Origin of the sequence: Collinsella ihumii, assembly GCF_900046475.1 — a bacterium.
GTDB lineage: Bacteria > Actinomycetota > Coriobacteriia > Coriobacteriales > Coriobacteriaceae > Collinsella > Collinsella ihumii.
In genome coordinates this window covers 44,882-70,551 of record NZ_FCOU01000011.1, presented here as the reverse complement: position 1 = coordinate 70,551, position 25,670 = coordinate 44,882, and the positions used below count along the sequence as shown (strand labels likewise).

The window sequence follows — 25,670 nt, the reverse complement described above, 5'->3', positions numbered from 1 at the left end:
CCTCTTCCGGCGAAAGTGGCTAGAAATTTCTGTTTTGCTGTTGCGGCGCCGCGCGATCGGGCCTGGAACCCGTCGTCGGTGCCGCTTCTTCCCCTGCTGAGGCCGCATCCGAGGCATTTGGGGCCACGACGCATGCATCATAAGCAGCCGATGCGGGCATTGCGGTCAAATCGGTCGCCTCCATTCGAGCCGGCTTACAGCAAAACAGAAATTTCTAGCCACGTTCGCACGGGAGCGCGGCATCCGGGGTCCTCCGGCGCCTCCCTAGTCGAGCTTGTTGACGCGGCGGTCATAGGTGAGCAGCCCGTTCAGCTCCTCCTCCACGTCGGACAGCTGCGTGTAGACGTAGCCCGCGAGGCCGAGCGCCTCGAGCGACGCCGCCTCGTCGAGCGTGTGCCGCACCGCGTCGCGCCAGGCGTCCAGCGTCGGGAAGTTGCCGTAGCCATATGAGTAGGGGGACACGGTATGTCCGGGGATCGCCTGCGTCCAGCCGCCGAACTCCGAGATCACGAACGCGCGGTTGCCGCGCTCCTGCGCATAGCCGACCGGGACGCGGCGGTCGCAGTCGACGGTCAGCGGCCGGAAGTAATTGTGCTGCGAGAGGTAGTCGCCGCATCGCTGGTCGTACCACCCGCTCGTGGCGTCGATCGGGCGCGTCGGATCGAGCTCGTGGATCCGCTCGCTCATCTCGCGCGCGTCGAACTGCCCCCAGCCCTCGTTGAACAGCACCCAGGTCACGATCGAAGGGTGCCCGGCGAGCTGCAGGACCATATCGCGGGTCATCTCGAGCCATTCGCGCCGGTACTCCGCGCTGCCTGACGACAGGGCGGCACGGTGGCGCGGGGTGTCGTCGCGGAACCGGTCCCATGACGCCTTGACCAGGGTCGGCTTGCGGCTGGTGTGCCAGGGGCTGTAGGCGCCGCCGCCGGACACGGCGTCCTGCCACACGAGCATGCCGAGCCGGTCGCAGTGATAGTACCAGCGCGCGCACTCGATCTTGATGTGCTTGCGCAGCATGTTGAACCCCGCCTGCTTCATGGCGAGGATGTCGTGGACCAGCGCCTCGTCGGACGGCGCGGTCATGAGGCCCTCGGGCCAGTAGCCTTGGTCGAGCACGCCCTTGATGAACACGGGGGAGCCGTTGAGGAAGAAGCGCGCCACGCCGGACTCGTCGCGCTTGACCTCGGCGGTCCGAAAGGCGCAGTAGCTGGAGGGGGCGTCCTGCCTGCCCGAAAGCCCCCGGGCGCACACGGCGACGTCGACATCGTAGAGGTAGGGGTCGTCGGGAGACCAGAGGTGCAGATGCGCGACGTCGATCGCGCCGTGCACCCGACGCCCAGCTATCGGCAGGCGTGCCGTGGCGACGTCCCGCCCCTCATGGTCGCGCACGACGAGATCGATCGAGTCGCCCTCGCGCAGCAGCCCGCGCGGATCGGCGAGCGCGCCTTCGATGCGCAGCGTGCCGTCGGCGGCGCCGTTGAGCGCAAGCGATTCGACGTGAACCGCGGGCACCACCTCGTACCAGGCGCTTTGCCATATGCCGCTTTGCGGGGTGTACCAGATGCCGCCGGCGTCGAGGCGCTGCTTGCCGCGCGGCTGGACGCCGGCGTCGCTCGGGTCGTAGACGCATAGCGCCAGCCGAAGCGAGCGGCGCCCGCGCGCGAAATCGGTGATGTCCGCATCGAAAGGCAGGTAGCCGCCTATGTGGGTCGCCGCCGGTTTGCCGTCGACCATGAGGGAGCACGCCCAGTCGACCGCCCCGAAGCGCACGATCAGCCGCTCGAGCTCATCGAGGTCCGGAATATCGACGGTCCTCGTATACCACAGCAGCTCGTCGGGCTGCAGCACGCGGCCGACGCCCGAGGCGGGCGCTTCGGGCGAGAAGGGGACCAGGATGCGCCCATCGTAGCGCTCGGGTTCGGGGGCTGCCGCCAGCATGTTGAGGACCCTTCCGGTCGAGAGCGCCTGCGCATGGCGGTATTCCTCCGGAATCGGCCGGATGGCGAACTCCCAATACCCGTTGAGCATGGTATATGCGGGCCGAACCATGGTCGGGCGCGGATATTCCGGAAGCACCCGGTCGGGATCGAGTGTGGCGCCCCACGGCGTCTCAAGCGGACAGACGTCGCCGCGCTTGTGGCTCTTGGCGCTCATGAGAACACGTTTGATATCGAGCATGCGATCATCCTCCACGGCATCGGCGGGTAGCCTCCATTTTCTCACGTCGCGCTGGGCGAACGGTCGAAACCGTTGGGCGAGCCGCGGGGCGGGGATGGGGTGTCGGTCAATAACAATGGAGGGGACCGGTTGTTGCTGCGCCCTTCGGGCGCGCGGACCATAAGGGGGTTGCGATGGGGAAGAAGACTAGGGTAAGGCGACCTGCACGGATGCGTGCGTTCGGCATCGCCTCCATGGTGTGGGCGGTGCTGCTCATGGTGGCGACGGCGCTGCCCGCCGCGGCCGCGCCCCAGAACGGCTGGGACGAGGTGGGCGGCGAGCGCTACTGGTACGACGACGGCGTCATGGCCCGCGACAAGCAGGTCTACGACCCCGAGTCGAACGCGTGGTACTGGTTCGACGCCGACGGGACCATGGCCCGGGACAAGGACGTCTTCGTGCCGGTCTCCAACGACGACCGCACGCGCGGCAAGTGGGTGCGCTACGACGCGGAGGGCCACATGGTCAAGGGCGAGGACTTCCGCTACGGCGGCTGGTACTACTTCGACCCCGTGACCGGAGAGATGCTCAAGGGCTTCACCTACGTGCCCTCCAACGGAGGCAAGTGGGTGTTCTACGACTACACGACCGGCCAGATGGCGCACGGCGAGCGCTATATCGACGGATCGCACGGCGACGAGCCCGGCTGGATGTACTTCGACGACGTGACGGGCGCCGTGCTCTACGGCTGGCAGTTCATGACCACGGACCCCGACGGCGGGCTTGCTGCCACGAGATGGGTGTACTACCACGCCTCGACCGGCCGCATGGTCAAGGGCTGGCACACCATCGACGGCGCCGCGCGGTACTTCGACAAGACGACCGGCGCGTACGTGTTCGGGGGCTCGCAGAGCGAGGGCGAGGCCTATGACCTGCTCGCCATGGTGAACGCCGAGCGCGCCCGCTCCGGGGTGGCGCCGCTTGCCTGGGACGACGAGGTCGCGGAGGCCGCTCGACTGCGGGCAAGCGAGCTGTCGATCACCTTCTCGCACTACCGCCCCGACGGCAGCGGGTTCCAGGAGGTGATGCCCTTCAGGCTCGAGCTGGGGAGGCCCTACACCTGCGCCGAGAACATCGCGATGAAGCAGCGGAGCGCGGAGGCGGTCAACGCCGCCTGGACCTCATCGATGGGCCATCACTACAACATGGTCAACCCGGAGTCCACGGTCTTCGGCGCCGCATGCTTTATCGACGGCTCGGGCACCAAGCACTGGGTCGAGCTGTTCGCGGCCTACTGATCGACCGCGGAGGCGTATGGGCGGGGCTCACGCGTCGGCGCGGCCCCGTCTTTACGCGCGCATGACACGGATCGGTGCATCCTCTGGTATCTTGGGAACCGCTGATCGGCTCATTTCGCGCAGGGCGCGGATGCGGCCGGTTGGCGCTTTCTCTGATGTGAACGATTCCACGAGGTCACCGGGAGGATGGAACATGGAGCCGAGCGCCGCGCACCCCGATCACGGCATCATCGATTTCGAGGGGCTTCCCAACACCCGCGACTTGGGCGGCATGCCCGCCGCGGACGACAGGCGAATCAAGCCGCGTTGCCTTCTGCGTTCCGGGCTGCTGGCTCCTGCGACGGCTGCAGACCTCGCCCGGCTGCGCGACGAGTACCGGCTCGGGCTCGATATCGACCTGCGCACCGATGTCGAATGCTCCGAGCGCCCCGACCCAATCGATGAGCTGCCCGGCGTGCGGTTCGTGCACCTTCCCGTGTTCCAAGAGTACGGATCGGGCGTCTCGCGCAGCGACGAGGACATGGACCGCGTGCGGGCCCAGATGCGCCGCGGCGAGGTCGAGCCGGCGCAGCTCATGATCACGCTGTACCCCTATCTCGTGATCGATGACCTGGGCGTTGCCGCCTACCGTTCGTTTTTCCAGGAGATCCTTAAGCTCGAGGAGGGCGCGGTGCTGTGGCACTGCACCGCGGGCAAGGACCGGTGCGGCATGGCGAGTGTGCTCATGGAGGTGGCCCTGGGCGTGCCGTGGGAGGTCGTCAAGGCGGACTACATGGCCACGAACCGGTTCTACGGCATAGACCTTGCGACCTGCGACCCCATGGACTACCTGAACGGCGTCGACCCGCGCTATCTCGCCGCTGCGGTCGATGCGATCGAGGGCGCATACGGTTCGGTCGAGGAGTATCTCTCCCGTGCGCTCGGCGTCGACCGCGCAGCGCGCGACGAATTAAGGGCCCGCTACCTCGTCTAGATTGCAAATCGGGGACGTACCTTCTGCGTGCATGCAAATCGGGGACGTACCTTCTGCGTGCAAAAATGCACGCAGAAGGTACGTCCCCGATTTGCAGGGGGTCCGTCGGCGCCCGAACGGCTCGTTGAGGCGGACTCCGCGCCGCCCCGACGTGCGCTAGGATGATGGGCGCTACGTCCACGTTCCGCAACAAGGAGGCTTTCGTGTCCAAACGGATCCCATCGCTGGTCTTGGCCCTGCTCCTCGCGTGCGCGATGGCGCTCGGCGGCTGCACCGCCGACGACCGGGTGGCGACGGCGGGCAGTTCCGTGGCGGCGGAAGTCACCGTGGAGCGCGCGTCGTTTTCCCAGGAGGAGATCTATTACGCCCTCGGGCACCTGGGATATGAGTCGTACAGCGAGCTGGACGACCTCGGCAGGTGCGGCGCCGCCATGGCCTGCCTGGGCCCCGAGACGATCCCCGCGTACGGAGAGGAGCGCGAGAGCATCAGCGAGATCCATCCGACCGGCTGGCATTCCATCCGCTACGACTTCATCGAGGGGGAGTCGCTGTACAACCGAAGCCATCTCATAGGGTGGGCGCTCTCGGCGGAAAACGCGAACGAGCGCAACCTGGTGACCGGCACGCGCTGGATGAACGCCGACGCCATGCGACCTTACGAGGAGCAGGTCGCCGACTACATCTACGACACGGACAACCATGTGCTCTACCGGTCCGCCCCCGTGTTCGAGGGCGACGAGCTGCTGTGCCGGGGTGTGCGCGTCGAGGCGTACTCCCTTGAGGACGACGGCCGCGGCATCGATTTCTCCATCTGGTGCCCCAACGTGCAGCCGGGCGTGGAGATCGACTACCGGACCGGCGATGCGTGGCTGGCGCAGGAGCCGAGCGCGAGCGATGCGGATACCGAGCCGGAGGTCGAGGGCGACTATGTGCTCAACACCAACTCCCGCAAGGTGCACGATCCCGCCTGCCCCGGTGTCGACGACATTGCCCCCGCGAACCGCAAGGAGTTCGAGGGCACGCTCGACGAGGCCGAGCGCCTCGGGTACGAGCCCTGCGGCCAGTGCCTCGCCGCGTAAGGCAAGGTGCGTGCGCCGGACCGTTCCGCCGCGTGCGCCGCCATGGCGGCGGCGCCAAAAGCGCGAGCCGCGCTCCGATCAGCTCGATTTACGGCGTTCTGACAAAAATGTGACCGTTCCCAAATGAGCGCCGGTCATACCCTCTATACTTGGTGCGTTCACAAAAAACCGTACGGGAGGGGTTTCATGGGCGGTTTCTTTGGTGCGGCATCCAAGCGCGACGTGGTGCTCGACGTATTCTTCGGCGTGGACTACCATTCCCATTTGGGCACAAGGCGCGCTGGCATGGTGTTCTGCGAGGGTACGGGCGGTTTCCAAAAGGAGATCCATTCCATCGAGAACACGCCGTTCCGTTCTCGTTTCGATGGGGACCTGGAGCATTTCCACGGTACGAGCGGTATCGGCTGCATCAGTGATACCGACCCGCAGCCGCTGCTGGTCCGTTCCCATCTCGGCACGTTCGCCATCACGACGGTCGGCATCATCAACAACGCCAACGAGCTCATCGAGGACTACTTCGAGCGCGGCGGCTCCCAGTTCATGGCCATGAGCTCGGGCGCGGTGAACAACACCGAGCTCGTCGCGGCGCTCATCAATCAAAAGGAAGACCTGGTCGAGGGCATCATGTTCGCCCAGAAGGCCGTCAAGGGCTCGCTGACGCTGCTCGTCATGACCGAGGACGGGACGATTTTCGCCGCCCGCGACCGCATGGGGCGCCTGCCGGTGCTCATCGGCCGCGATGCGAACGGCGAGGGCTACTGCATCTCGTTCGAGTCGTTCGTCTACCACAAGCTCGGCTACGAAGACGAATATGAGCTCGGGTCGGGCGAGATCGTGCGCATCACGGCCGACGGCTACGAGACGGTGGCTCCCGCCGGTGACCAGATGAAGATCTGCGCGTTCCTCTGGGTGTACTACGGCTATCCCAACTCCAACTACGAGGGCGTGAACGTCGAGGTCATGCGCTACCGCAACGGGCACATCATGGCGCGCGACGAGGCCGCGGCCGGCACGCTGCCCGAGGTCGACTACGTGGCCGGCGTGCCCGACTCCGGCCTGCCGCACGCCATCGGCTACGCCAACGAGTGCGGGGCCACGTTCGCCCGCCCGTTCATCAAGTACACGCCCACCTGGTCGCGCTCCTTCATGCCGACCAACCAGAGCGTGCGCGACCGTATCGCCGAGATGAAGCAGATTCCGGTGCCCGAGCTCATCCGCGACAAGAAGCTGCTGTTCGTCGACGACTCCATCGTGCGCGGAACGCAGCTCGGCAAGACGGTCAACTTCCTGTACGAGGCCGGCGCCAAAGAGGTGCACATGCGCTCCGCGTGCCCGCCGATCATGTTCAGCTGCAAGTACCTGTCGTTCTCGCGCGGCAAGTCGGACATGGACCTTATCGCCCGCCGCGTCGTGCGCGAGCTCGAGGGTCCCGAGGGCGACAAGCACCTCGACGAGTACGCCGACAGCTCCACCGAGCGCGGAGGCTGCCTGCTACGCCGCATCTGCGAACAGCTCGGCTTCGACAGCCTGGGCTACCAGAGCCTGTCCGGCATGCTCGAGGCGATCGGCATCGATCCGTCGAAGGTGTGCACCTACTGCTGGGACGGCAAAGAGTAACCGATGGGTTGATCGGGGACGGGTTCGTTCCAACCCATCGTTCCCCGCAGGTAAGCGAGTATCCGTCGCCGGCGTTGGGAGGTCGCGAGTTTTCGACCTTCTGGCGCCGGCGACGGTTTTTATAGAGAAGGACGACAGGACTTTCTTCGAGTGTCGTCTGGGTATTGGCCGATGATGCAAACGGGGTATCCCCCGCCTTCCCCAGAGATCCAGAGAAAGGGGGGGTCAATGACACAAAATGGGCAGTTTGGCACGCTAAGAGTGCTTGTAGGCCCCCTTTAGCGTGCCAAACTGCCCATTTTGTGTCATCGGCCTCCCCCGCCCCTTTTTCTAGGCGCCCATCCCGGGGAAGCCCGTTTGCCGCAGGGCCTCGAACAAGACGACGGCGGCGGCGTTCGAGAGGTTGAGGGCGCTGATGCGATAGTCGCTCGTGTCGATGAAGTTCCCGCAGATATCCTGCCTGAGCAGGGGAGAGGCCGCGCGCTCGGCATTGGGGTGCAAGGCCTGCTCGTGCGCTTGCCAGCTGTCGCGGTTGGCGAGCGCCGTCTCGTCGGGCAGCATGGGTATCCGCTCGCAGCGCTGCGGGTAGCGGGCGAGCAGCTCCTCGGGAATCCCCGAGCTCTCCTTTCCGAAGACGAGGTAGTCCCCGTCGCGATAGGTCGCTTGCACGTAGGTGCGCTGCGCCTTCTTGGTGAGCAGATGCAGGCGCTTGAGTCCCGCGTCGTCGGCGAGCCCACAGCGATCGAGGAAATCCTGCCAGTTCGCATACGCCGTCACGTTGAGGTTGTCCCAATAGCCGAGGCCCGCGCGGTGCAGCATCTTGCTGTCGAGCGAGAACCCGAGCGGCTCGATCAGATGCAGGTGCGCGCCAGTCACCACGCAGGTCCGGCCGATGTTGCCGGTGTTGGCGGGAATCTCGGGTTCGAAAAGCACGATGTTGAGCATGCGCCCCTCCATGAGGTCGGTGTCTGATGCGGCTCCCTTAAGGTAGCACGCTGCTGCTCTTTACGTGGGCGCGCCGCCTTACCGTGCGTTTTGCGCTACTATCTTGGGGCGCGCAATGCGCCCGCACCCAACCTGCACGTTTTGAAGGGACAGTTCATGATCAAAGAGCTCGTGCACGACGACGCCATCCTCTCTCAGCCCTGCGAGCCCGCGACGGCCGAAGATGCCGCCATCGCCCAGGACCTGATCGATACCATGGAGTCCATCGACGACGCCGTGTGCCTGGCCGCCAACCAGATCGGCGTGACCAAGGCCGTCGCCGTCTACAAGGACGACAACGACCAGGTTCACGTGATGTACAACCCCAAGATGATGCTGGGCCTCGGCGCGTTCAAGTGCGAGGAGCGCTGCCTGTCGCACGAGGACGCCCACAAGGTCACCCGCTTCATCAAGATCAAGGTCAGCTACGACGAGCTGGTCGACGGCGCCCTCAAGAACCGTCGTCGCGACTTCACCGATTGGGAAGCCCAGATGATCCAGCACATGATTGACCACTGCAACGGCAAGCTGGTCTAGTTAACCGCTGGCCAGTTCACTTCGCGCCGGGCGCCCACCACAGGGGAACCCGGCGCGAAATCAATCGATTATCGGCGGTCCCCATCAGTGTTTCCCTATGGCACCACGAGCGCCCAGATGACGGCGATCACCACGGCGGGCAGCATGTTCGCCGGCTTGAACGTGCCCTTCCAGATGAGGTTCACGCCCACGCAGAAGATGATCATGGACCCTACGAGCGAGAGGTTGGAAAGCGCCGCCTCGGTCATGATGGGGCGGATGGGCTGGGCAAGCAGGGTGATGGAGCCCTGGATGACCGCCACGGGCAGCGCCGAGAACAGGCAGCCCCTCCCAAACGAGGCGCTCATCACGCAGACGATGACGGCATCGAGTGCGCCCTTCAAGGCAAGCGTGCCCCAGTCGCCCGCGATGCCGTCTTGGATGGCGCCGACGATTGCCATGGCCCCGATGCTGACCGCCAGCGATGCGTTCACGAACCCGTTGACGAATCCCGCGTCGCCTTCGCTCCCGGTCTTTTCCTTGAGCCATTTGCCGAGTCGAACAAAGCGGCTGTCGAGGTCGATGAGCTCGCCGATGGCAGAGCCGACGGCGAACGAGACGATCATCATGGCGGTTCCCCCGCTGGTAAGGGCGCCGTCTTTCACGGTGAGCATTTCCTCGAGCGTGCCGGCGAGACCGACGAAGATGACGCATAGCCCCGTCGCCTTCATGAGGGTCTCCTGCACGCGGGGGACCAGAAGGCGCCTGCCGAAAAGGCCCGCGACGCCGCCGGCGAGGATGCACGCTACGTTGATGAGCGTTCCCAGTCCGATCACGCCGACGACCTCCTGCAGTTGTGGGGGATGCCGGTCGGTCCTTATTCGAGCCGGTCTCTCGCGGTGGGCTCGGAAGGCGTCGATCGGCAGTTTCCAGAAAAAACGCCCCCGATCGTGCCGGAGGCGGGATCTTCACGACTATGGAATAGTAGCAAATGACGAGGGGCGGCGACGATCGATGGGTTGAAACGAACCCGTCCCCAGCCAACCCATCAGGCTTGCTGCGCGGGCGCGGCCACGTGCGGAAACTGCAGGCCGCAGATCTCCGATATGAGCTCGGGATGTGCGAGTTCGTCGCAGGTGACCGGCACGACCGTCAGACCGGGAAACGCATCCGGATCGACCGGAGAGGAGCACGGGTCGTCCACGACGTCGATCACGATGTGCTGTTTCGGCAGATACAGAGCCATGGGGCCTCCTTCACGTGGGCGCGCGGTCGCGCAGCAAGCAGCGCGCCCAGCCTAGCAGCCGCTTCTTGCCCCGCTTCCGACGCGCATCCGACAGATCGCCCAAACGCGCTGGTAGACGGCGTGACTATTAGTAAAAGATTCTGTTTTGCATAGAAAATGCGCTGTTCACGCACTTGTCATAATTGCGTTCCACAACAGAACCCACCTCGGCGTTTCATATAATCGAGGGCACTGCCACTTTACCTCAGTAAAGAAAGGTGCGCCCATGGTGGACATAAAACCGATGACGGCCGAATACGAGGCGTATCTGCGCGACGAGTCGCGCAGCACGGGCGACGCGCAATCGATCTCGTTTCCGCGCGATGAGCAGGAGATCCGCGAGGTGCTGACGAGCATTGCGGCCGCGTCCGAGCACGTCCCGGTGACGGTGCAGGGCGCGCGCACCGGTCTCGCGGCGGGCGCCGTTCCCGCGGGCGGCCACATCATGAACCTCTCGCGGGCAAATAGATACCTGGGCCTTCGTCGAGACGACGCGGGGACCTACTATCTGCGCATGCAGCCGGGCGTGATCCTGTCCGAGCTTCGCCGCCATCTGGCGAACAAGACGCTACCCACCGACGGGTGGGACCGCGAGAGCCTCGCCGTCCTCAAGCACATGTACGACGGGCCCGAGCAGTTCTTCGCCACCGATCCCACCGAGATCTCGGCCTGCATGGGCGGCATGGCCGCCTGCAACGCCTCCGGCGCACGCAGCTACCGCTACGGCCCGATGCGCCCGCACATAAGCGCGCTGCGCGTGGTGCTCGCGAACGGTGACGTGCTCGACCTGCCCCGCGGGGCGGTGCGCGCGACCGGCCGGCACCTCGTGCTGACGACCGAGGGCGGGCGCGCCATCGAGCTGGACCTGCCCACCTATACCATGCCGAGCACCAAAAACGCCTCGGGTTATTTCGTCGAGGACGACATGGATGCCGTCGACCTGTTCATCGGGTCGGACGGCTCGCTCGGCGTCATCAGCGAGCTCGAGGTGGCGCTCATGCCGGTTCCGACCGTCACGTGGGGTGTGAGCTGCTTTTTTGCCGACGAGGCGCAGGCCGTCGACTTCACGGTCGCGGCGCGCCCCGCACTCAGCGACGCCGCGGCGTTCGAGTACTTCGACGCGCAGGCGCTGAACATCCTGCGCCGCCAGCGCACGGCGAGCACCGCCTTTTCGTCGCTGCCCGCCCTCGACGACGCGTGGGGCTGCTGCGTGTACGTCGAGCTCGCCTGCGATGGCGAATCTCAGGCGCTGGCCGACCTGGCCCGTCTGCGCAACGTGCTGGACGAGCAAGGCGGCAGCGCGGAGCGCACCTGGGTCGCGCGCACCGACACCGACCGCGAGACGCAGCGCTTCTTCAGGCACGCGGTCCCCGAGAGCGTCAACATGCTCATCGACGAGCGCCGGCGCACCGACGCGCGCATCACCAAGCTCGGCAGTGACATGTCGGTGCCCGACGACCGGCTGCGCGACGTCATCGAGCTCTACCGGACCGGCCTTGCCGAGGCGGGCCTCGAGTCGGCGGCATGGGGCCATATCGGCAACAACCACCTGCACGTCAACGTGCTGCCGCGCTCCATGGCCGACTATGAGGCGGGCAAGGAGCTCTTCGGCGCATGGGCGGCGCAGGTCAGTGCCATGGGCGGCGCCGTCTCGGCGGAGCATGGCGTCGGCAAGCTCAAGCGCGACTTCCTTGTCGCCATGTACGGCGAGGACCACGTGCGCGAGATGGCGCGCGTGAAGCTCGCGCTCGATCCCTTCTGCCAGCTGGGGCGCGGCAACCTGTTCGATCCGCATCTATGCGAAGGAGGTGCGTGAGGCCATGCATATCGTGGTGTGCGTCAAGGCGGTCCCCTCGACCACGGAGGTCAAGATGGACCCGGAAACCCATACGATCGTGCGCGACGGCCGCGCATCGGTCATCAACCCGTTCGACGCCACGGCGCTCGAGGTCGCGCTGGCGATCAAGGACGCGCGCTCCGCTGCGGGCGAGCGCACTCGGGTGAGCGTCATGTCCATGGGAATCCCCGATACCGAGCGGCTTCTGCGCGACTGCATTGCGCGCGGTGCCGACGACGCCCTGCTGCTTTCCGACCGCGCGTTCGCGGGCGCGGACACGCTGGCGACGACCTATGCCCTGAGCTGCGGAATCTCCCAGCTCGATGAGGCGGTCGACCTGATCGTGTGCGGCAAGATGGCCGTCGACGGCGACACGGCGCAGATCGGCCCGGAGCTCGCCGGCGCATTCGAGATGCCCTGCATCACCGATGTGCAGGAGCAGCCGGTGGTCTGTGGGCGCATCCTGTGGGCGAGGCGCGCGTGCGACGGGGGTCGCGAGACCGTCGAGGTCGATCTCCCCGCGGTCATCACGGTCGCCAAGGACGCGGCGCAGCTGAGGATGCCGAGCATCCCGGGCGTGCTGGCGGCGGAAGCAGCGCCCGTTGCGGTCAAGACGGCCGCCGACGTCGACGCCGACACGTCGCGGACGGGGCTTGCGGGCTCGCCCACCCAGGTCGTGCGGTCGTTTGTTCCCGAGCGCTCGCAGGAGGCGGTCGCCATCGAGGGCTCTCCCGCCGAGCAGGCGGCGGCTCTCGCGGCGTTGATCGAGGAGGGATGTCGATGAGCGGGCTTACGATCGATCGCGAGCGGTGCATCGGATGCGGCCGCTGCGTGAAGGCGTGCGCGTCGTCCGCGCTCAAGCTGGTATGGGAAGGTCCGCGCAAGTTCGCACAGGTGAGCGACGCCTGCGTGTTCTGCGGTTCCTGCGTCGACGCGTGCCCGGTCGACGCCATCTCGATCGCCAAGGATGGCGCCGCGGATGCGCAGGAGCTGGCGAGCTATCGGGACATATGGGTGTTCGCGCAGGTGGATGCCGACGGTCATGTCATGGACGTCGCCTTCCAGCTGCTCCCGCGCGCGCGCTCGCCTCTCTCTTATCACCAGCCACTCTTGTATCCAGGACAGACGCCGACGATCATCACGACCCGTACCGCGGCACCTCGTCGCCGCCGGTGCCGACGAGGTGCTCGTCTGCCGCGATGCGCGCCTTGCCCGCCCGGACGCCGAGGTGTTCGCGCACTGGATCTGCGATCTGGCACGCGCCTTCCGGCCGGAGGTCATCCTGTACGGCGCCACGGCATTCGGGCGCGAGCTGGCGCCCGGCGTGGCGGTACGCCTCAAGACCGGGCTCACGGCCGACTGCACGGTGCTCGCGATGGATCCGGAAACCGGCCTGCTGCAGCAGACGAGGCCCGCGTTCGGCGGAAACCTCATGGCCACGATCGTGTGCCCGGCCCATCGTCCGCAGATGGCGACGGTGAGGCCCGGTATCTTCGCCGCACCCGCGGCAGACGAGACCCGCGCGGGCGAGATCAGGTACGTGACGCTCGATGCGTCCGTGGCGCCGCGCGTGCGCGTTGTGGACGCGGAGCCGGTGGGCGCTGGCCGCTCGATCGCCGATGCGGAGCGCCTGGTGGTCGTGGGCCGGGGCATCGGGTCCAAGAAGAACCTCGCGGTCGCCCGCAGGCTCGCCGACGCGCTCGGGGCGGAGCTCGGTTGCACGCGCCCGCTCGTGGAGGCGGGCTGGCTGGAGTACCCGCATCAGGTGGGGCAGACGGGCGTCTCGGTGGCGCCAAAGCTGCTGGTGAGCCTCGGGGTGTCCGGCGCCATCCAGCATCTGGCCGGTATCGGAGGGGCGCAGACCGTCATCGCCGTCAACGAGGACGCCGAGGCCCCCATATTCGGCGCGGCGCACTACAAGGTGGTCGGCGACTGCATCGAGGTGGCCGAGGCCCTGATCGACGCACTTGCCTGATGGGCTGTCCACGGTGCACATGGGGTGTAATACCCGCTAACTGTACCCAGAAGTGCGAGTGAGATCGTTCTCAGAGGGCCCTCACTGCTGCTTCTGGGTACACTTGCTGGGTACACTTAGCGGGTATTTAGGGGTCGGTTGGGGACGGGTTCGTTTCAACCCGTTCCGCCGAGGGTGTCAGGCGTCCTTCTCGACCAGTTCCCTCATCTCGGCGCACATGCGCTCCCACGTCTTCTGCGTCGCAGGATCGGCAAAGGGGCGCCCGAGCCCGAAGGGGTTGTCGAGGATGCGGTACAGGTAGCCCTGCTCGCGCACGAGGCGGAGGCTCGCGGCAAACCTGAGCTCGAAGATGAACCCCATGAGCCCGACGAGGAAGTCGGCGGGCTCGGTGCGCTCGGAGCGCGCCACGCAGCGGCGCTCGGCAAAGGCGCGCCGCGCGCCGTCCGAGATGCTGCTGTCCAAAAACGCGTGCTCGTCGATGCCCAGAATCGTCTGCACGCTGCTCTCGCTCGCCACGCGCAGGATGTCGATCTTGTCGGCGTCGCGCACGAGGTCGCAGAACAGCCGCGTGCGCGCATCGAGGCGATCGTCCACGCGCAGTGCGCTGTGCTGCCCGACGGCCTCGCGAATGAGGTCGTCCTCCTCGGACGAGGGGCTAAAGCGCCGGATGCTGCCCGCGGCCTCGGGGCCGCTCTCGAACAGCTCGCGCACGCCGAGCGCGGCATGGCTGGCGCTGCAGGAGTCGTCAAAGGTGTCCCATCGGCGCAGCTGCTCAAAACGGCCGAGGTCGTGCAGCAGGCCGCACAGCCACGCGAGGTCGCAGCCCTCGTCGCCCAAGCCCTCGTCGCGTGCGATGGCATCGCACACGTCCGCGACGCGCAGGGTGTGCGCCACCTTGAGTGCGATGCGGGGATTGCCCGCGTCGTAGGGCGCGACGTAGCTGTTGAACGCCTCGAGGGCGCGCGTGCGATCGATGTGCAAGACGGTCATCTCCTCAAGGCGGGCTGCGCGTGCCGCCCGCATCAGACGAATACGAGATTGACGAGGACCATATAGGACAGGGTGCCCGCGAGGATGGACGTCAGCATGTCGCGGCGCCACAGGTAGGAAAGCGCGGTGATGAGGATGCCGATGGCCTCGGGCGCGCCGTGATAGCCTCCCATGACGTCGACGTCTTTCACGCAGTAGACCACGAGCAGGCCGAAGACCGCCCCGGGCAGCACGTCGCCGAGGTAGCGGATGTAGCGCGGGGCGCCGTGCCTAAACGCCGCGAACGGCAGAAAGCGGGTGAGGACGGTTGCGGCGCCTGCCACGAGCACGGTGATGATCTGCTGGATGACCGTCATGCGCACTCACCCTCCGAATCGTCGCCCGCCTCGCCCGCATCGCCGTACACGGGCTCCAGCTTGGCGCGCGCCGCGGTGACCACGACCAGGATGAGGACCATGGCGGGGATCAAGAAGCTGTCGGGTCCGAAGACCATGAGGGCGAGCGCCGTGGCGGCAAGGCCGGTCAGCGAGCTCGCGTGGCTCGGCTCGGAGAGCCACTGGTCCATGAAGATGACGACGAACAGGGCCGTCATGGCGAACGAGATGCCCTGGACATGCAAGGGGATCATGCTGCCGAAGATGCCGCCGAGCGTGCACCCGACGACCCAGGAGCCCTGGTTGAGCAGGCTCACGAACGTCATGAACCAGCCGCGATCGATCGAGGCGGGCACGTGGGCCGAATAGTTGATGGAGAACGATTCGTCGCACATGGCGTAGATCAGGTAGGGCTTCTTCTTGCCCATGCCGCGAAACGGCTCGAGCATGGACAGACCGTAGAACAGGTGGCGCGCCTGCACCACGAGGACGACGAGGAAGGCGGTGAGCGGGTCGAACGCGCCCGGCAGCATGGACGCGACGACGAACTCCGCCGAGCCGCCGAAGATGGCGATGGACATGAGCGTCGGCATCCACCAGGGCAGCCCGAGCGAGCTCGAGTACACGCCGCACGTGATGCCGAGGAAGACGAAGCCCGCCATGATGGGGACGCACAGCGGCAGGGCCTGCTTGAACGCAGCGGTCTTGGTGCCGGGTCTCGTCACGGGGATTCGCCTGCCTTCCATACGGTTGGGTTGCATACGAAGAACAAGGATAGCGCAAGCGGTGCGCCGTTGGGGTCGGACGCTGCCGGGGCCGATGACGTGGTGCAAATTGGGGACGTACCTTGCGCGTGCATGAATGCACGCGCAAGGTACGTCCCCAATTTGCACCAAAATCGGTCAGAGACGTTCAAAACCGTTCACCTGGAGAAATCGACCGTTCACGTACGATGAACGATTTTGACCGATAGTGAACGGTTCTGGTGCTAAGCTCTCGTTGTGAACGAATTAGAATGTTTTTGAATGGTTTTGATGCCATTCGCTGGACACGATAGAGAGGAGCGCAGATGCTTGCGGAAGATCGTCTTCAAACCATCGTCAACCTGGTCAACGAGCATGGGTCCATGACGGCAAACGAGCTGATGGAGCGTCTGGACGCCTCTGAATCCACGGTGCGCCGCGATCTGACCCGTCTTGCCCAGATGGGCCGTATCGTGAAGGTGCACGGCGGCGCCACCGCCGTCGCGCGCACCGTTGTCGCGTCCGATCAATCCGTCAACGAGCGGCATGGCGTCAACACCGAGGCCAAGACGGCGATCGCGCGCCGCGCCGCCTCGCTGATCAGTCCCGACGATTTCGTCTACATCGACTCCGGCTCCACGACCGAGCGCCTCGTCGATTTCATCACGGAGACGCACGCCACCTACCTCACCAACTCCATCGCCAACGCCCATGCGCTGCTCGTCAAAGGCTGCCGCGTGCTCGTGCCGGCAGGGGAGCTCAAGCAGGTCACCGAGGCCCTTGTGGGCGAGCAGACGGTCGAGGCGCTGCGCCGCTACCGCTTCACCATCGGCTTTTTCGGCACGAACGGCGCCACGCCGGACGAAGGCTTCACCACGCCCGAAACCGGCGAGGCGGTCGTGAAGAGCATCGCGCTCTCGCGCACCCTGCGCCCCTTCGTGCTCTGCGATTCCAGCAAGTTCTCCGTCGTCTCCCCGGTCGCCTTCGCCGACTTCGACGATGCGACCGTCATCACCGAGTCCATCCCGCCCGAGCTCGCGGACGCAGCGAACATCATCTGCGCCGCAGTCGGGCAGGACGGGCGCTAGGCGCTAGAAACCAGGCATGTCGACCAAGAAAGAGAGCCCTTCCATGATCTACACCGTCACCTTCAACCCGTGCCTCGATTACGTCGTGGCAGTCGACGACCTTGCGCTCGGCGCGGTCAACCGCGTGACGCGCGAGACCGTCATGGCGGGCGGCAAGGGCATCAACGTGTCCATCGTGCTCAAGAACCTCGGCCACCCGAGCTGCGCACTCGGCTTTCTTGCCGGGTTCACCGGCGACGAGATCGCGCGCCGCCTTCAGCTGCAGGGCATCGACACCGACTTCATCGAGGTCAGCCACGGCATGAGCCGCATCAACGTCAAGGTCAAGTCGAACGAGGAGACCGAGATCAATGGCATCGGCCCCGATATCGACGAGCGCGACATCGATGAACTGTACGCCAAGCTCGATGCGCTCGCTACCGACGACATCCTGGTCATCTCCGGCAGCGTGCCCGCGGCGCTTCCCGGCGACATCTACGAGCGCATCATGAAGCGCCTGGAGGGCCGGGGCATCCGCATCGTGGTCGACGCCACGCGCGACCTGCTCGTCAACGTCCTTCCGTTCAAGCCCTTCCTCATCAAGCCGAACAACCACGAGCTGGGCGAGATCTTCGGCGTTGAGCTCAAGCGACGTGACGAGGTGGTTCCGTACGCGAAGAAGCTCCAGGAGCGCGGCGCGCGCAACGTGCTCGTCTCGATGGCGGGGGAGGGCGCGGTTCTGGTCGCCGAGGACGGCCAGGTGGTCGAAGGGCCCTCGCCCGCGGGCACTGTGGTGAACTCGGTGGGCGCGGGCGACTCGATGGTCGCGGGTTTCATTGCCGGTTGGCTGGAGAGCGCAGGCGATGTCGAGCGGGCGTTTGCCATGGGCGTCTGCACGGGGTCCGCGAGCGCGTTCTCGCTGGGCCTCGCCGAGCGAGACCAGGTCGAGGCGCTGCTCGCCGCCTTCAATCGTTAACGGCTCGCGCGCAAAATTCGCGCGTCGCCCATATCAAATCTGTTCCTACAGAGCCCGTCAGATATTGGCGGCTGGGCTGGCTTATGCCGGGGAAAGGGGTTCGCTATGAAAATAACCGAGTTGTTCAGTAAGAATGGGGTAAAGCTGGGAGTCGCGGCCGCCACGCAGGCGGATGCCATCGACGTGCTGGTCGACCTGCACGATGCGAGCGGCACCATCAGCGATCGCGAGAAGTACCGCGCGGCGGTGCTCGAGCGTGAGTCGCAGTTCAGCACCGCGGTGGGCGAGGGCGTCGCCATCCCGCACGCCAAGACCGACGCCGTCGTGCGCCCCGGTCTCGCCGCCATCACGGTTCCCGCGGGCGTCGATTGGAACGCGCCGGACGGCAAGCCCTCCGACCTCATCTTCATGATCGCGGCCCCCGAGGGTCAGGCCAACGTGCACCTCGAGGTGCTCGCCAAGCTCTCGATGCTGCTCATGCACGAGGACTTTGCCGATGCCCTGCGCGCCGCCAAGACGGTCGACGAGTTTTTGTCGGTGATCGATACGGCCGAGGCCGCCCACGATGCCGAGCAGGCGGAGAAGGAGAAGAAGGCCGCCGAGGCCAAGGCCGCCCGCGAGGCGGCTGCCGCTGCCGCAGCCGGCACAGACGCCGCAGCAGATCCGGGCCTTCCGCAGGTGCTCGCCATCACCGCGTGCCCCACGGGCATCGCGCACACCTACATGGCAGCCGAGAACCTCGAGAAGGTCGCCGAGCAGATGGGTGTCACCATCAAGGTCGAGACCCAGGGCTCGGTCGGCACCAAGAACGCGCTGACAGCCGAGGAGATCGCCGCGTGCCGCGGCATCATCATCGCCGCCGACAAGGGCATCGAGCTCTCCCGCTTCAACGGCAAGCCGCTGTACTCCACCAACGTCTCTGCCGGCATCAACGACGCGGAGCGTCTCATCAACATCATCATGAACGGGGAGGCGCCCATCTGCCACGCCGAGGGCGGCTCGTCCGCGCCGGCGGCGTCCGCCTCGACCGAGGGCATCGGTTCCACTGTCTACAAGCACCTGATGAACGGCGTGTCCCACATGCTGCCGTTCGTCGTGGGCGGCGGCATCCTCATGGCCATCTCCTTCTTGCTCGACCAGGCCGGCATGGGCACGAGCTCCTATGGCTCCAGCACCCCGCTCGCCGCGTTCTTTAACCTCGTCGGCAACCAGGCGTTCAACTTCATGCTGCCGATCCTCGCGGGCTTCATCTCCATGTCCATCGCCGACCGCCCCGGCCTGGCGCCTGGCTTTGTGGGCGGCTGGATCGCCAAGCAGGGCTTCACGCTCGGCTACCTCTCCAGCGCCATGGACGCCGACGCGCAGGCCGCGCTGATCTCGGGCGGCTTCATCGCGGCGCTGTTCGCGGGTTTCGCCGCCGGCTACCTGACGTATGGCCTCGAGAGGCTGTGCGATAAGCTGCCCGACTCGCTTGAGGGCATCAAGCCGGTGCTGCTGTATCCGCTGATCGCGATCTTCCTGATCGGGCTCGTGATGCTTGCCCTCAACCCGATCTTTGCAGCCATCAACTCGTGGCTCACGGCCGCCCTGAACGGCATGGGCACGACCAACCTCGTGCTTCTGGGCGCCGTGGTCGCCGGCATGATGTCGGTCGACATGGGCGGCCCGTTCAACAAGGCCGCGTACGTGTTCGGCACCGCCATGCTCGCCGACGGCACCACGACCGGTCAGATCATCATGGCCTCCGTCATGATCGGCGGCATGGTCCCGCCGTTGGCGATCGCCCTGTCCACGACGATCTTCAAGAACCGCTGGACGTTCGAGAACCGCAAGGCGGGCATCGTGAACTACATCATGGGCCTGTCGTTCATCACCGAGGGCGCGATTCCGTACGCCGCGGCCGATCCCGGGCGCGTGTTGCCTTCCTGCATCGTCGGCGCCGCGATCGCGGGCGCGATGTCTGCCGGCTTTGGTTGCACGAGTCCTGCGCCCCATGGTGGCGCCTGGGTGATCGCGGTCATCGGCAACCCGGTCATGTACCTTCTCGCGCTCGTTGTCGGCGCGGTGGTCGCCTGCCTGATCCTGTCCTTCTTGAAGAAGCCGCTGCCTGCAGAGGTGTCCGGTTTGGAGCGTTAGTACCAGCTGAGCCTGGTGCGAACGGGGCCGCGTAGTTCGGCACGCGTTAGATATATGTTGGGGAAGACCCGATTCGGTCATGTGCCGGATCGGGTCTTTTTTGTGTGTCGGTGTGTGAGGGAGTTTTTGGCGCGCCGGTGGATGCGCGGTCCGTTGTTTTGGGTCGCGGGCATGCGAAGCGAGGTGTTCGCGCAGGTAGAGGGCCTGGCGAGGACATCAAAAAGTACACCTTTTTAGGTTCATATTACGGACCCCATTATACACACGGACGCGATGCGGCGTGTAAAGAAACCGCAGCTCCTCACGCGTGGCCCACTCTTGCCTTTTGTTAAACGGACACCCCTTCAAAATGTGTACCTTTTCTCCGTTATACAGGGTCGTTTCATGCTGGGTCCAGCGTTGATCTTCCGGTCCCCATCTCATGCCTGTCAAATTGCCTGAATCTAGCGCTGGGTTGAGCCATACATATTCATGACCCTCTGCGTGACGGCAGAACCGGTGCGGTTGTGTCCGTCGTGTCTCCATAATGGTGGCAGGGCGGTGCGGGCTTTGCTTCATGATGGAGTAGAGGAACCGGTCGATGAAACGAGGCACGCTTCATATGGACTACAGCCGCATATGCGGCAAGCGTGATCGGCTGCACGTCATCTTGGGCGCTATCGATCCTGTGGCGCTGGAGAGCTTCGAGCGCAGCTTTGACGTTGAATATGCGCACAACTCCACCGCCATCGAGGGCAACACGCTTACGCTCGTGCAGACCAAGGCGATCTTGGAGGACGGACTGTCGGTCGGCGGCAAGTTCCTGCGCGAGATTTACGAAGTAGCAAACCATCGCAAGGCGTTCAACTACGTGAAAGAACACGTTGCCAAGGGCGATGCGCCAACGGAGAACATCGCCAAGGATATCCACATGCTCCTGCTCGAGAATATCCTGCCGGGCGGTACATATCGCAACGTGGGGGTGCGTATACCCGGCGCCGGCTTTGTGCCGCCTGTTGGGGAGGATATGCACGCGCAGGTCAAGGAATTCTTTGCGCGTCTTGCCGGGACGGCGGACAGCAACTCCATAGAGCTTGCGGCATGGACCCACGCTGAGCTCGTGCGCATCCATCCGTTTGTGGACGGCAACGGGCGCACGGCGCGCATGCTCATGAACTACCAGCTCATGCTCGCCGGCTTTCTGCCGGTGCCCGTTGCGAAGGAGCAGCGAATCGAGTACTACGATGCGCTTGAGGCGCATGCCGTGCACGGCGAGCTCGGCCCCTTTGCGGATATGGTGGCTGCGCTTGAGGAGACTCGGCTGGATGAGTATCTGGCAATCGACCCCTCGCTGGGGGCATGAGGACCATGCGGCTATGGTGCGCCCACAAAGGAAGCGGCCTTGTTTCATGAGGTGCTGAGTTTGGTGGATGGTGAGCGCGTGCTGTGCGACGACGACAGCGAGTGAGCACCGGAGCGGGTACGATATCGCTCTACAAGAATTGGGTTAGGCGACTCCGACCCCTTTGCTCGCGGCGCACCGGTAGATAAGGTGCGCGTTGCTGCGGAGGTATTCCTCGAAATATAACGATGAAACCGATGGTCGGGACGTCGTCGTAGGGCTCGTATTGAGTGGCTTTATCCCCCGGACCGTCCTTGCCACGTTGGGCGGTAACCTAGGGTGGGAGTACGCATTAATTGATCGCGCCGGACAATACGACGCTCGAGCTGCAGAAGATGGAACCATATTATGTCGGCGCGTGAGGTCGCCCATGATGCCAACAACTTCCTGCTGCCTCCGGTCATCCTATGCGGCGAGGGATTCATTGCGAAAGGCAGACTTTCGGAGACCTCCAATTAAGGAGCACACGCCTGCAACCAGACGGGGCAGATTGTTTTATTGTGCACTTGCGCAACATGTGTGGAAACGGCGAATAGCGCCATTCTTCGCGAGGGTAGCAGACTCCCGGCGAGTTCGATCCGATGCTTCAACGGTTCGTTTTGCATTTCTAGAAGAGATCGAATGCATGTATCGAAAACGCTTCGTCCAATTACCGCACCTTGCCACGGAACAGCTCGTCATGCGATCCCATGCGGACGAGACGGATTATCGGGTTCGTCTTGTGGGGGACGTAGAGGACGATCACATCTGTTTTGCCGTCGGAGAGATGGAAATCAATATGCCCGTTGTAGTTTCCTCCGGGGTTTTGCAGCACGTGGGGCCGGTAGTGTTCCGAGACGCTGCCCGTCTGCATGAGTTCGCGGACGGCGGCCCGGAATTCAGGTTTTAGCTCGGGGTGTTCACGCATCACGCGCCGGTAGTCGGTCTGGAACTGCGGTTCGGGTTTGACCTCATACACGGTTACTCCCCCTGGCTGTCGAGGAACGAGATGAGTTCGTCTGCATCGGTGAAGCCGGGGGCGTCATCGGGGATAAGGCCGAGGGCCTTGGCTTCTGCAGCGACGAGTGCGCGCCTCGTCTTCTCGGTGGGCTCGGGCTCGGGCGCGACGATGTCGAACGGCACGCGCCGGGTGATGCAGAGCTGGCGCGCGGCGAGGTTAAAGTAGCCGCTCAGCGACATGCCGATGGAGTCGAGAATTTCGACGGTCTGGCGCTTAACGTCGTCATCAAGTGTGATGGTGGTTGTACTCATGGTCAGCTCCTTCTACTGGACTATTTTAGCTATATAGCAATCTACCCTATAATCGCTATGCATATGCATTAGAAACAAACGATTGAGCTGATTAACAGCCAATATCACCACTCAAGCGATGGACGAAAGGCTCCGCGAAATGGTCGAGGACGACTTCTGCGATCGCCATGCCTTCGAGGAGCGGATGGAGATGCCGATCGAGGCGGAGACCTCCGCCTGTCGCGACCGCAAGGTCGCCAAGCTCGTGCGCGACGTCCGCCTCAAGTCCCCCTCCACCTGCGTCGAGGGCGTCGCGTTCCCGAGGGAGCGAAAACTCGGCCGCAGCCGCGTCGCCCGTCTCTCGGAGTGCGAGCGGGTCGAGGCCTGCGAGGTCGTCGCCATGATCTCGAAGATGGGGTGCAGCAAGAGCTTCCTCGGACGGACGCTCGGTGACGCTGTGTGCCGCGGGCTGTTCACCGCGTGCTTCGCCAGGTTGGCCGACATGATGGGTGACCGGAACGCGCCGCATCGACCTCGACGGGCCGAGCATGCGCGAGTATTTCGCGAAGCGGAGGAAGCCGCATCGGTACCAGGGGAGCCTGCTCGCGGTACCGCCGGTTGTTGACAGGCGGTACCGTTCGGGCTGATTGGCGTTACCAGATTGGGTTACTACTCGATTTCGGTTGCTTCCAGCGTATAGGCGCTTTCTGTAGATAGCGCTTGGCCCCGGGGACTTGCAAGCAGCGGTCGCACCGGGGCACTCATTAACACGATACCACTGGCATAGGGTGTCAATCACTTAGCCGATTGTTGATTGAAGTCAGCGCGTGAGATCGCCCATGATGCCATAACATTTCTGGGCAGGCGGTGCTCCATACTCCAGAATCGGTGAACTTCGATTCGCATGCGTTTGGCGGACGCAGCTGCCGTCGTGCGCGGCAGTATATACAAAATGAATTGTTGGCATAAGACTTTTTTGAAAAAAACGAGGACCGCAACAGACTTCACCGAGGATCTCGGAGTATCTCAACAGCCAACACGCATCAGTTTGCCTTATGCGTTCGCATAAACTAAACTCGAATCACTGCCAGTTTATGCGAACGCATAAGGAGTCCCCATGATCCCGCTTTCCGACACGGCCGACCTCGGCCGCCTTATCAGAGACGAGCGAAAACGGCAGCACATGACCCAAACGGAACTTGCGGATGTGTCGGGCGTGGGGATCACGTATCTCTCGCAGCTGGAAAACGGCAAGGAGACCGCCGAGATAGGCAAAGCCCTCAACGTGCTGACGATGCTGGGTATGGATTTGTATGCAGAGCGGAGGGCGTGATGGGGCAGCGGGGTCGCAACCGAACATCGCTTCTGAGAGCGATGTTCAAAAGGGCTTGTAGGCCTATCCGAAGCTACCGTTAAGAGCGCGGTGGGGAAATCGCGCCGCAAAACCGCAGGACAGAGGGGGTTACTATATTCAAAAAATGAATTTGGTATCAAATCGGGAAGTATAGATGGGAAACGGCCATATCTGACAAGACTGTGACCTGCGGGTTCTCTGCTTGGTTTATCTCAGGGGGCCCGGGAGGCGCCTCCGATTCGCCCAAAAGCGGCCCTTATTGCCCAAGAGTTGATACCAAATTCAAAACGAAGTGCTCTCGCACCTTGCTAAAACCTTTTACCAAGGTGCGGTTTCGTGCACGGGCGGGTACAGCGATTCCCTTACGCGTTTCGGAAGCCCCAAACCATGAAAAGCCCCGCCCCGGCGGCATCAAGCGCTCCGGAGGCGGGGACGGTCCTCAATCTCACCAAAGCAAAAACTAATAAGCCGCGACAACCCGCGCAGGCAGGCCGGTGGCGCCCTCGATGCGCGGCCAGCTCACGAACACGATGGCGCCGGTCGCCGGCACCTTGTCGAGGTTGTCCATCACCTCGACCTGCAGGTGGCCCTGGTCGAGTACCCATCGCTCGCAGGCGAGGTCGCCTGCCTCGGCGGCAAGATAGCTCGCGTCGGTGTCGAACGTCTCGTGGCCGTTCATGGCGATGTCGCGCTCGTTGTAGAGGAACTGCAGCGCCCCCATGGACCATCCGGGGCAGTGCTCGCCGCCCTCGTCGTCGAAGTTGTTGAGCGCTTCGTTGTCGGGCCAGCGCTTCGACCAGTCGGTGCGCAGCGCCACGAACGCGCCGGCGGGGATGCGGCCGTGCTCCGTCTCCCACGCCTCGATGTCGTCGACCGTGATGGCCACGTCGGGGCCTTCTGCCGCGATCTTGGGCGTGAGGTCGATCACGACGAGCGGCATCACCATGTCGGTGGCGCCGTATGCTTCGGCGCCGGCGGCGCCGGGTGTGAAGTGGTTGGGGAAGTCGATATGCGTGCCGAACTGACCCGGGAACTTGTAGGTATGGATACGGCAGGAGAGCATCTCCTCGTCGTAGTCGAACACGGTGCGGCAGAGCTCCACCGACCCCGCCGGGATGCCTGCCCAGTACGGGCTGTCGTCGGTAAGCGGATGGGAGAGCTCCACCCAGGTGGCGCTCTTCAGCTTGTCGAGTTCGGTCCACAGGCTCATGGGTCGTCCTTTCTCTTGCGGAACGGGCACAACATCGGCCCCTGATCACGATGGTAGCAGGCGTGTGTTTCCGAATCGATTCCCGCCCTGAGAAGGGGCGGCGTGTTCAACGATGTCCTTGGGAAACACTGACTTAAGGTTTTCACCACGGGGCCGATGTCACAGAGCGGACGCTTTGACACGCTATAGGGGGTCTGCAAATTGCTGTTAGTGTGTCAGACCGTCCGCTCTGTGTCATCGGCCCCAGTCTGGGAAACGCTGTTCGATCCGTCTCGCCCCAGCCGGTCCGGCGGGCGGCCGGCGCCAACGGGATGCCCAGGGCGGGGTGCATGCCGCCCGTGGCCCCCAGCGGCGGTTTCGGGCGGAAGTATCGCTGAAAAATCGACGTTATGAGCGGGTTGATTCCGGACCCGCCGGAAACGGCGCCATCAGCTCCGGCGTTTCCGCAGGTCGCGGCCGCGCGGCGGGTGCGGATTCATCGGCCCTCG

At 64.5% G+C, this 25,670-nt stretch carries 24 protein-coding genes and 1 pseudogene; 15 read left to right on the top strand and 10 right to left on the bottom strand.

Annotated features, from left to right (window positions below; translation table 11 throughout):
* Positions 1-264 precede the first annotated feature (264 nt).
* The gene (locus tag BN3789_RS09085) at positions 265-2,178 is read right to left on the bottom strand and encodes a glycoside hydrolase family 2 protein (RefSeq protein ID WP_066833312.1); all 1,914 of its coding nucleotides are present in this window, start codon (positions 2,176-2,178) and stop codon (positions 265-267) included.
* A 173-nt stretch (positions 2,179-2,351) separates the two neighbouring features.
* On the opposite strand from BN3789_RS09085, the gene BN3789_RS09080 reads away from it, so the two are divergent.
* From BN3789_RS09080 to BN3789_RS09065, 4 genes are all read left to right on the top strand, one after another.
* Complete coding sequence (locus BN3789_RS09080; protein WP_147569654.1) at positions 2,352-3,455, top strand: CAP domain-containing protein; 1,104 nt, start codon at positions 2,352-2,354, stop codon at positions 3,453-3,455.
* Positions 3,456-3,648: 193 nt separating this feature from the next.
* Positions 3,649-4,428 (top strand): tyrosine-protein phosphatase, encoded by a 780-nt coding sequence (locus tag BN3789_RS09075; RefSeq protein ID WP_066833307.1) that lies wholly within the window; start codon positions 3,649-3,651, stop codon positions 4,426-4,428.
* 203 nt (positions 4,429-4,631) lie between these two features.
* Positions 4,632-5,507 (top strand): DNA/RNA non-specific endonuclease, encoded by an 876-nt coding sequence (locus BN3789_RS09070; protein ID WP_202615114.1) that lies wholly within the window; start codon positions 4,632-4,634, stop codon positions 5,505-5,507.
* Between the two features lie 186 nt (positions 5,508-5,693).
* The gene (locus tag BN3789_RS09065; protein WP_066833304.1) at positions 5,694-7,124 is read left to right on the top strand and encodes an amidophosphoribosyltransferase; all 1,431 of its coding nucleotides are present in this window, start codon (positions 5,694-5,696) and stop codon (positions 7,122-7,124) included.
* A gap of 330 nt (positions 7,125-7,454) precedes the next feature.
* Here BN3789_RS09065 and BN3789_RS09060 read toward each other — a convergent pair whose 3' ends face one another.
* Positions 7,455-8,069 carry a tRNA (cytidine(34)-2'-O)-methyltransferase gene (locus BN3789_RS09060; RefSeq protein WP_066833373.1) on the bottom strand — a complete coding sequence of 205 codons (615 nt, stop codon included), beginning with the start codon at positions 8,067-8,069 and terminating at the stop codon, positions 7,455-7,457.
* A gap of 156 nt (positions 8,070-8,225) precedes the next feature.
* On the opposite strand from BN3789_RS09060, the gene BN3789_RS09055 reads away from it, so the two are divergent.
* On the top strand, positions 8,226-8,645 hold the full coding sequence (locus BN3789_RS09055; protein WP_066833301.1) for a peptide deformylase: 420 nt from the start codon (positions 8,226-8,228) through the stop codon (positions 8,643-8,645).
* Positions 8,646-8,740: 95 nt separating this feature from the next.
* On the opposite strand, the gene BN3789_RS09050 is transcribed toward BN3789_RS09055, so the two are convergent.
* On the bottom strand, positions 8,741-9,460 hold the full coding sequence (locus tag BN3789_RS09050) for a DUF554 domain-containing protein (protein ID WP_187119136.1): 720 nt from the start codon (positions 9,458-9,460) through the stop codon (positions 8,741-8,743).
* 212 nt (positions 9,461-9,672) lie between these two features.
* Positions 9,673-9,870, bottom strand: coding sequence for a hypothetical protein (locus BN3789_RS09045; RefSeq protein WP_066833299.1), 198 nt, complete (start codon positions 9,868-9,870; stop codon positions 9,673-9,675).
* 265 nt (positions 9,871-10,135) lie between these two features.
* Between BN3789_RS09045 and BN3789_RS09040 the strand changes: the two genes are divergently transcribed.
* The 4 genes and pseudogenes from BN3789_RS09040 to BN3789_RS09030 all read left to right on the top strand — a co-directional run bounded on the left by BN3789_RS09040 (position 10,136) and on the right by BN3789_RS09030 (position 13,721).
* Positions 10,136-11,725, top strand: a complete 1,590-nt coding sequence (locus tag BN3789_RS09040; protein WP_066833297.1) for an FAD-binding oxidoreductase — start codon at positions 10,136-10,138, stop codon at positions 11,723-11,725.
* Between the two features lie 4 nt (positions 11,726-11,729).
* Positions 11,730-12,530 (top strand): electron transfer flavoprotein subunit beta/FixA family protein, encoded by an 801-nt coding sequence (locus BN3789_RS09035; protein WP_066833294.1) that lies wholly within the window; start codon positions 11,730-11,732, stop codon positions 12,528-12,530.
* A pseudogene (locus tag BN3789_RS13290) lies at positions 12,521-12,679 on the top strand (4Fe-4S dicluster domain-containing protein); the annotation flags it as partial. The gene BN3789_RS09035 and the pseudogene BN3789_RS13290, both read left to right, overlap by 10 nt.
* 250 nt (positions 12,680-12,929) lie before the next feature.
* Positions 12,930-13,721 (top strand): electron transfer flavoprotein subunit alpha/FixB family protein, encoded by a 792-nt coding sequence (locus tag BN3789_RS09030; RefSeq protein WP_229254305.1) that lies wholly within the window; start codon positions 12,930-12,932, stop codon positions 13,719-13,721.
* 177 nt (positions 13,722-13,898) lie between these two features.
* On the opposite strand, the gene BN3789_RS09025 is transcribed toward BN3789_RS09030, so the two are convergent.
* From BN3789_RS09025 to BN3789_RS09015, 3 genes are read right to left on the bottom strand one after another with little or no spacing between them, the layout of a single operon-like run.
* Positions 13,899-14,711 (bottom strand): HD domain-containing protein, encoded by an 813-nt coding sequence (locus BN3789_RS09025; protein ID WP_147569652.1) that lies wholly within the window; start codon positions 14,709-14,711, stop codon positions 13,899-13,901.
* Positions 14,712-14,743: 32 nt separating this feature from the next.
* A complete protein-coding gene (locus BN3789_RS09020) occupies positions 14,744-15,067 on the bottom strand; it encodes a branched-chain amino acid transporter permease (protein WP_066833288.1) in 324 nt (107 codons plus the stop codon).
* On the bottom strand, positions 15,064-15,810 hold the full coding sequence (locus tag BN3789_RS09015; protein ID WP_229254304.1) for an AzlC family ABC transporter permease: 747 nt from the start codon (positions 15,808-15,810) through the stop codon (positions 15,064-15,066). Before BN3789_RS09015 ends, BN3789_RS09020 begins: the two co-directional genes overlap by 4 nt.
* Positions 15,811-16,154: 344 nt before the next feature.
* On the opposite strand from BN3789_RS09015, the gene BN3789_RS09010 reads away from it, so the two are divergent.
* The 4 genes from BN3789_RS09010 (at position 16,155) to BN3789_RS08995 (ending at position 21,349) form a co-directional block, all read left to right on the top strand.
* Positions 16,155-16,916, top strand: a complete 762-nt coding sequence (locus BN3789_RS09010) for a DeoR/GlpR family DNA-binding transcription regulator (protein ID WP_066833282.1) — start codon at positions 16,155-16,157, stop codon at positions 16,914-16,916.
* A gap of 16 nt (positions 16,917-16,932) precedes the next feature.
* Entirely contained in the window at positions 16,933-17,871 is a 939-nt protein-coding gene (gene pfkB, locus BN3789_RS09005; RefSeq protein ID WP_229254302.1) for a 1-phosphofructokinase, read from the top strand.
* Between the two features lie 105 nt (positions 17,872-17,976).
* Positions 17,977-20,007: a PTS fructose transporter subunit IIABC gene (locus BN3789_RS09000; protein ID WP_066833275.1), complete on the top strand. Its 2,031-nt coding sequence runs from the start codon at positions 17,977-17,979 to the stop codon at positions 20,005-20,007.
* Between the two features lie 580 nt (positions 20,008-20,587).
* Positions 20,588-21,349 carry a Fic family protein gene (locus tag BN3789_RS08995; protein ID WP_202615111.1) on the top strand — a complete coding sequence of 254 codons (762 nt, stop codon included), beginning with the start codon at positions 20,588-20,590 and terminating at the stop codon, positions 21,347-21,349.
* 688 nt (positions 21,350-22,037) lie between these two features.
* On the opposite strand, the gene BN3789_RS08990 is transcribed toward BN3789_RS08995, so the two are convergent.
* Together BN3789_RS08990 and BN3789_RS08985 are read right to left on the bottom strand one after the other, a co-directional pair.
* Positions 22,038-22,346, bottom strand: coding sequence for a type II toxin-antitoxin system RelE/ParE family toxin (locus BN3789_RS08990; protein ID WP_066833273.1), 309 nt, complete (start codon positions 22,344-22,346; stop codon positions 22,038-22,040).
* Between the two features lie 2 nt (positions 22,347-22,348).
* Entirely contained in the window at positions 22,349-22,639 is a 291-nt protein-coding gene (locus BN3789_RS08985) for a type II toxin-antitoxin system RelB/DinJ family antitoxin (protein WP_066833271.1), read from the bottom strand.
* Positions 22,640-22,757: 118 nt separating this feature from the next.
* Here BN3789_RS08985 and BN3789_RS08980 point away from each other — a divergent pair, with 118 nt between their 5' ends.
* Both BN3789_RS08980 and BN3789_RS08975 read left to right on the top strand, forming a co-directional pair.
* Complete coding sequence (locus tag BN3789_RS08980) at positions 22,758-23,243, top strand: ATP-binding protein (RefSeq protein ID WP_079989230.1); 486 nt, start codon at positions 22,758-22,760, stop codon at positions 23,241-23,243.
* A gap of 492 nt (positions 23,244-23,735) precedes the next feature.
* A complete protein-coding gene (locus BN3789_RS08975; protein ID WP_187119135.1) occupies positions 23,736-23,951 on the top strand; it encodes a helix-turn-helix domain-containing protein in 216 nt (71 codons plus the stop codon).
* A gap of 481 nt (positions 23,952-24,432) precedes the next feature.
* Here the strand turns inward: BN3789_RS08975 and BN3789_RS08970 are convergent, their stop codons facing one another.
* Positions 24,433-25,182 (bottom strand): cyclase family protein, encoded by a 750-nt coding sequence (locus tag BN3789_RS08970; protein WP_066833267.1) that lies wholly within the window; start codon positions 25,180-25,182, stop codon positions 24,433-24,435.
* Positions 25,183-25,670 lie beyond the last annotated feature (488 nt).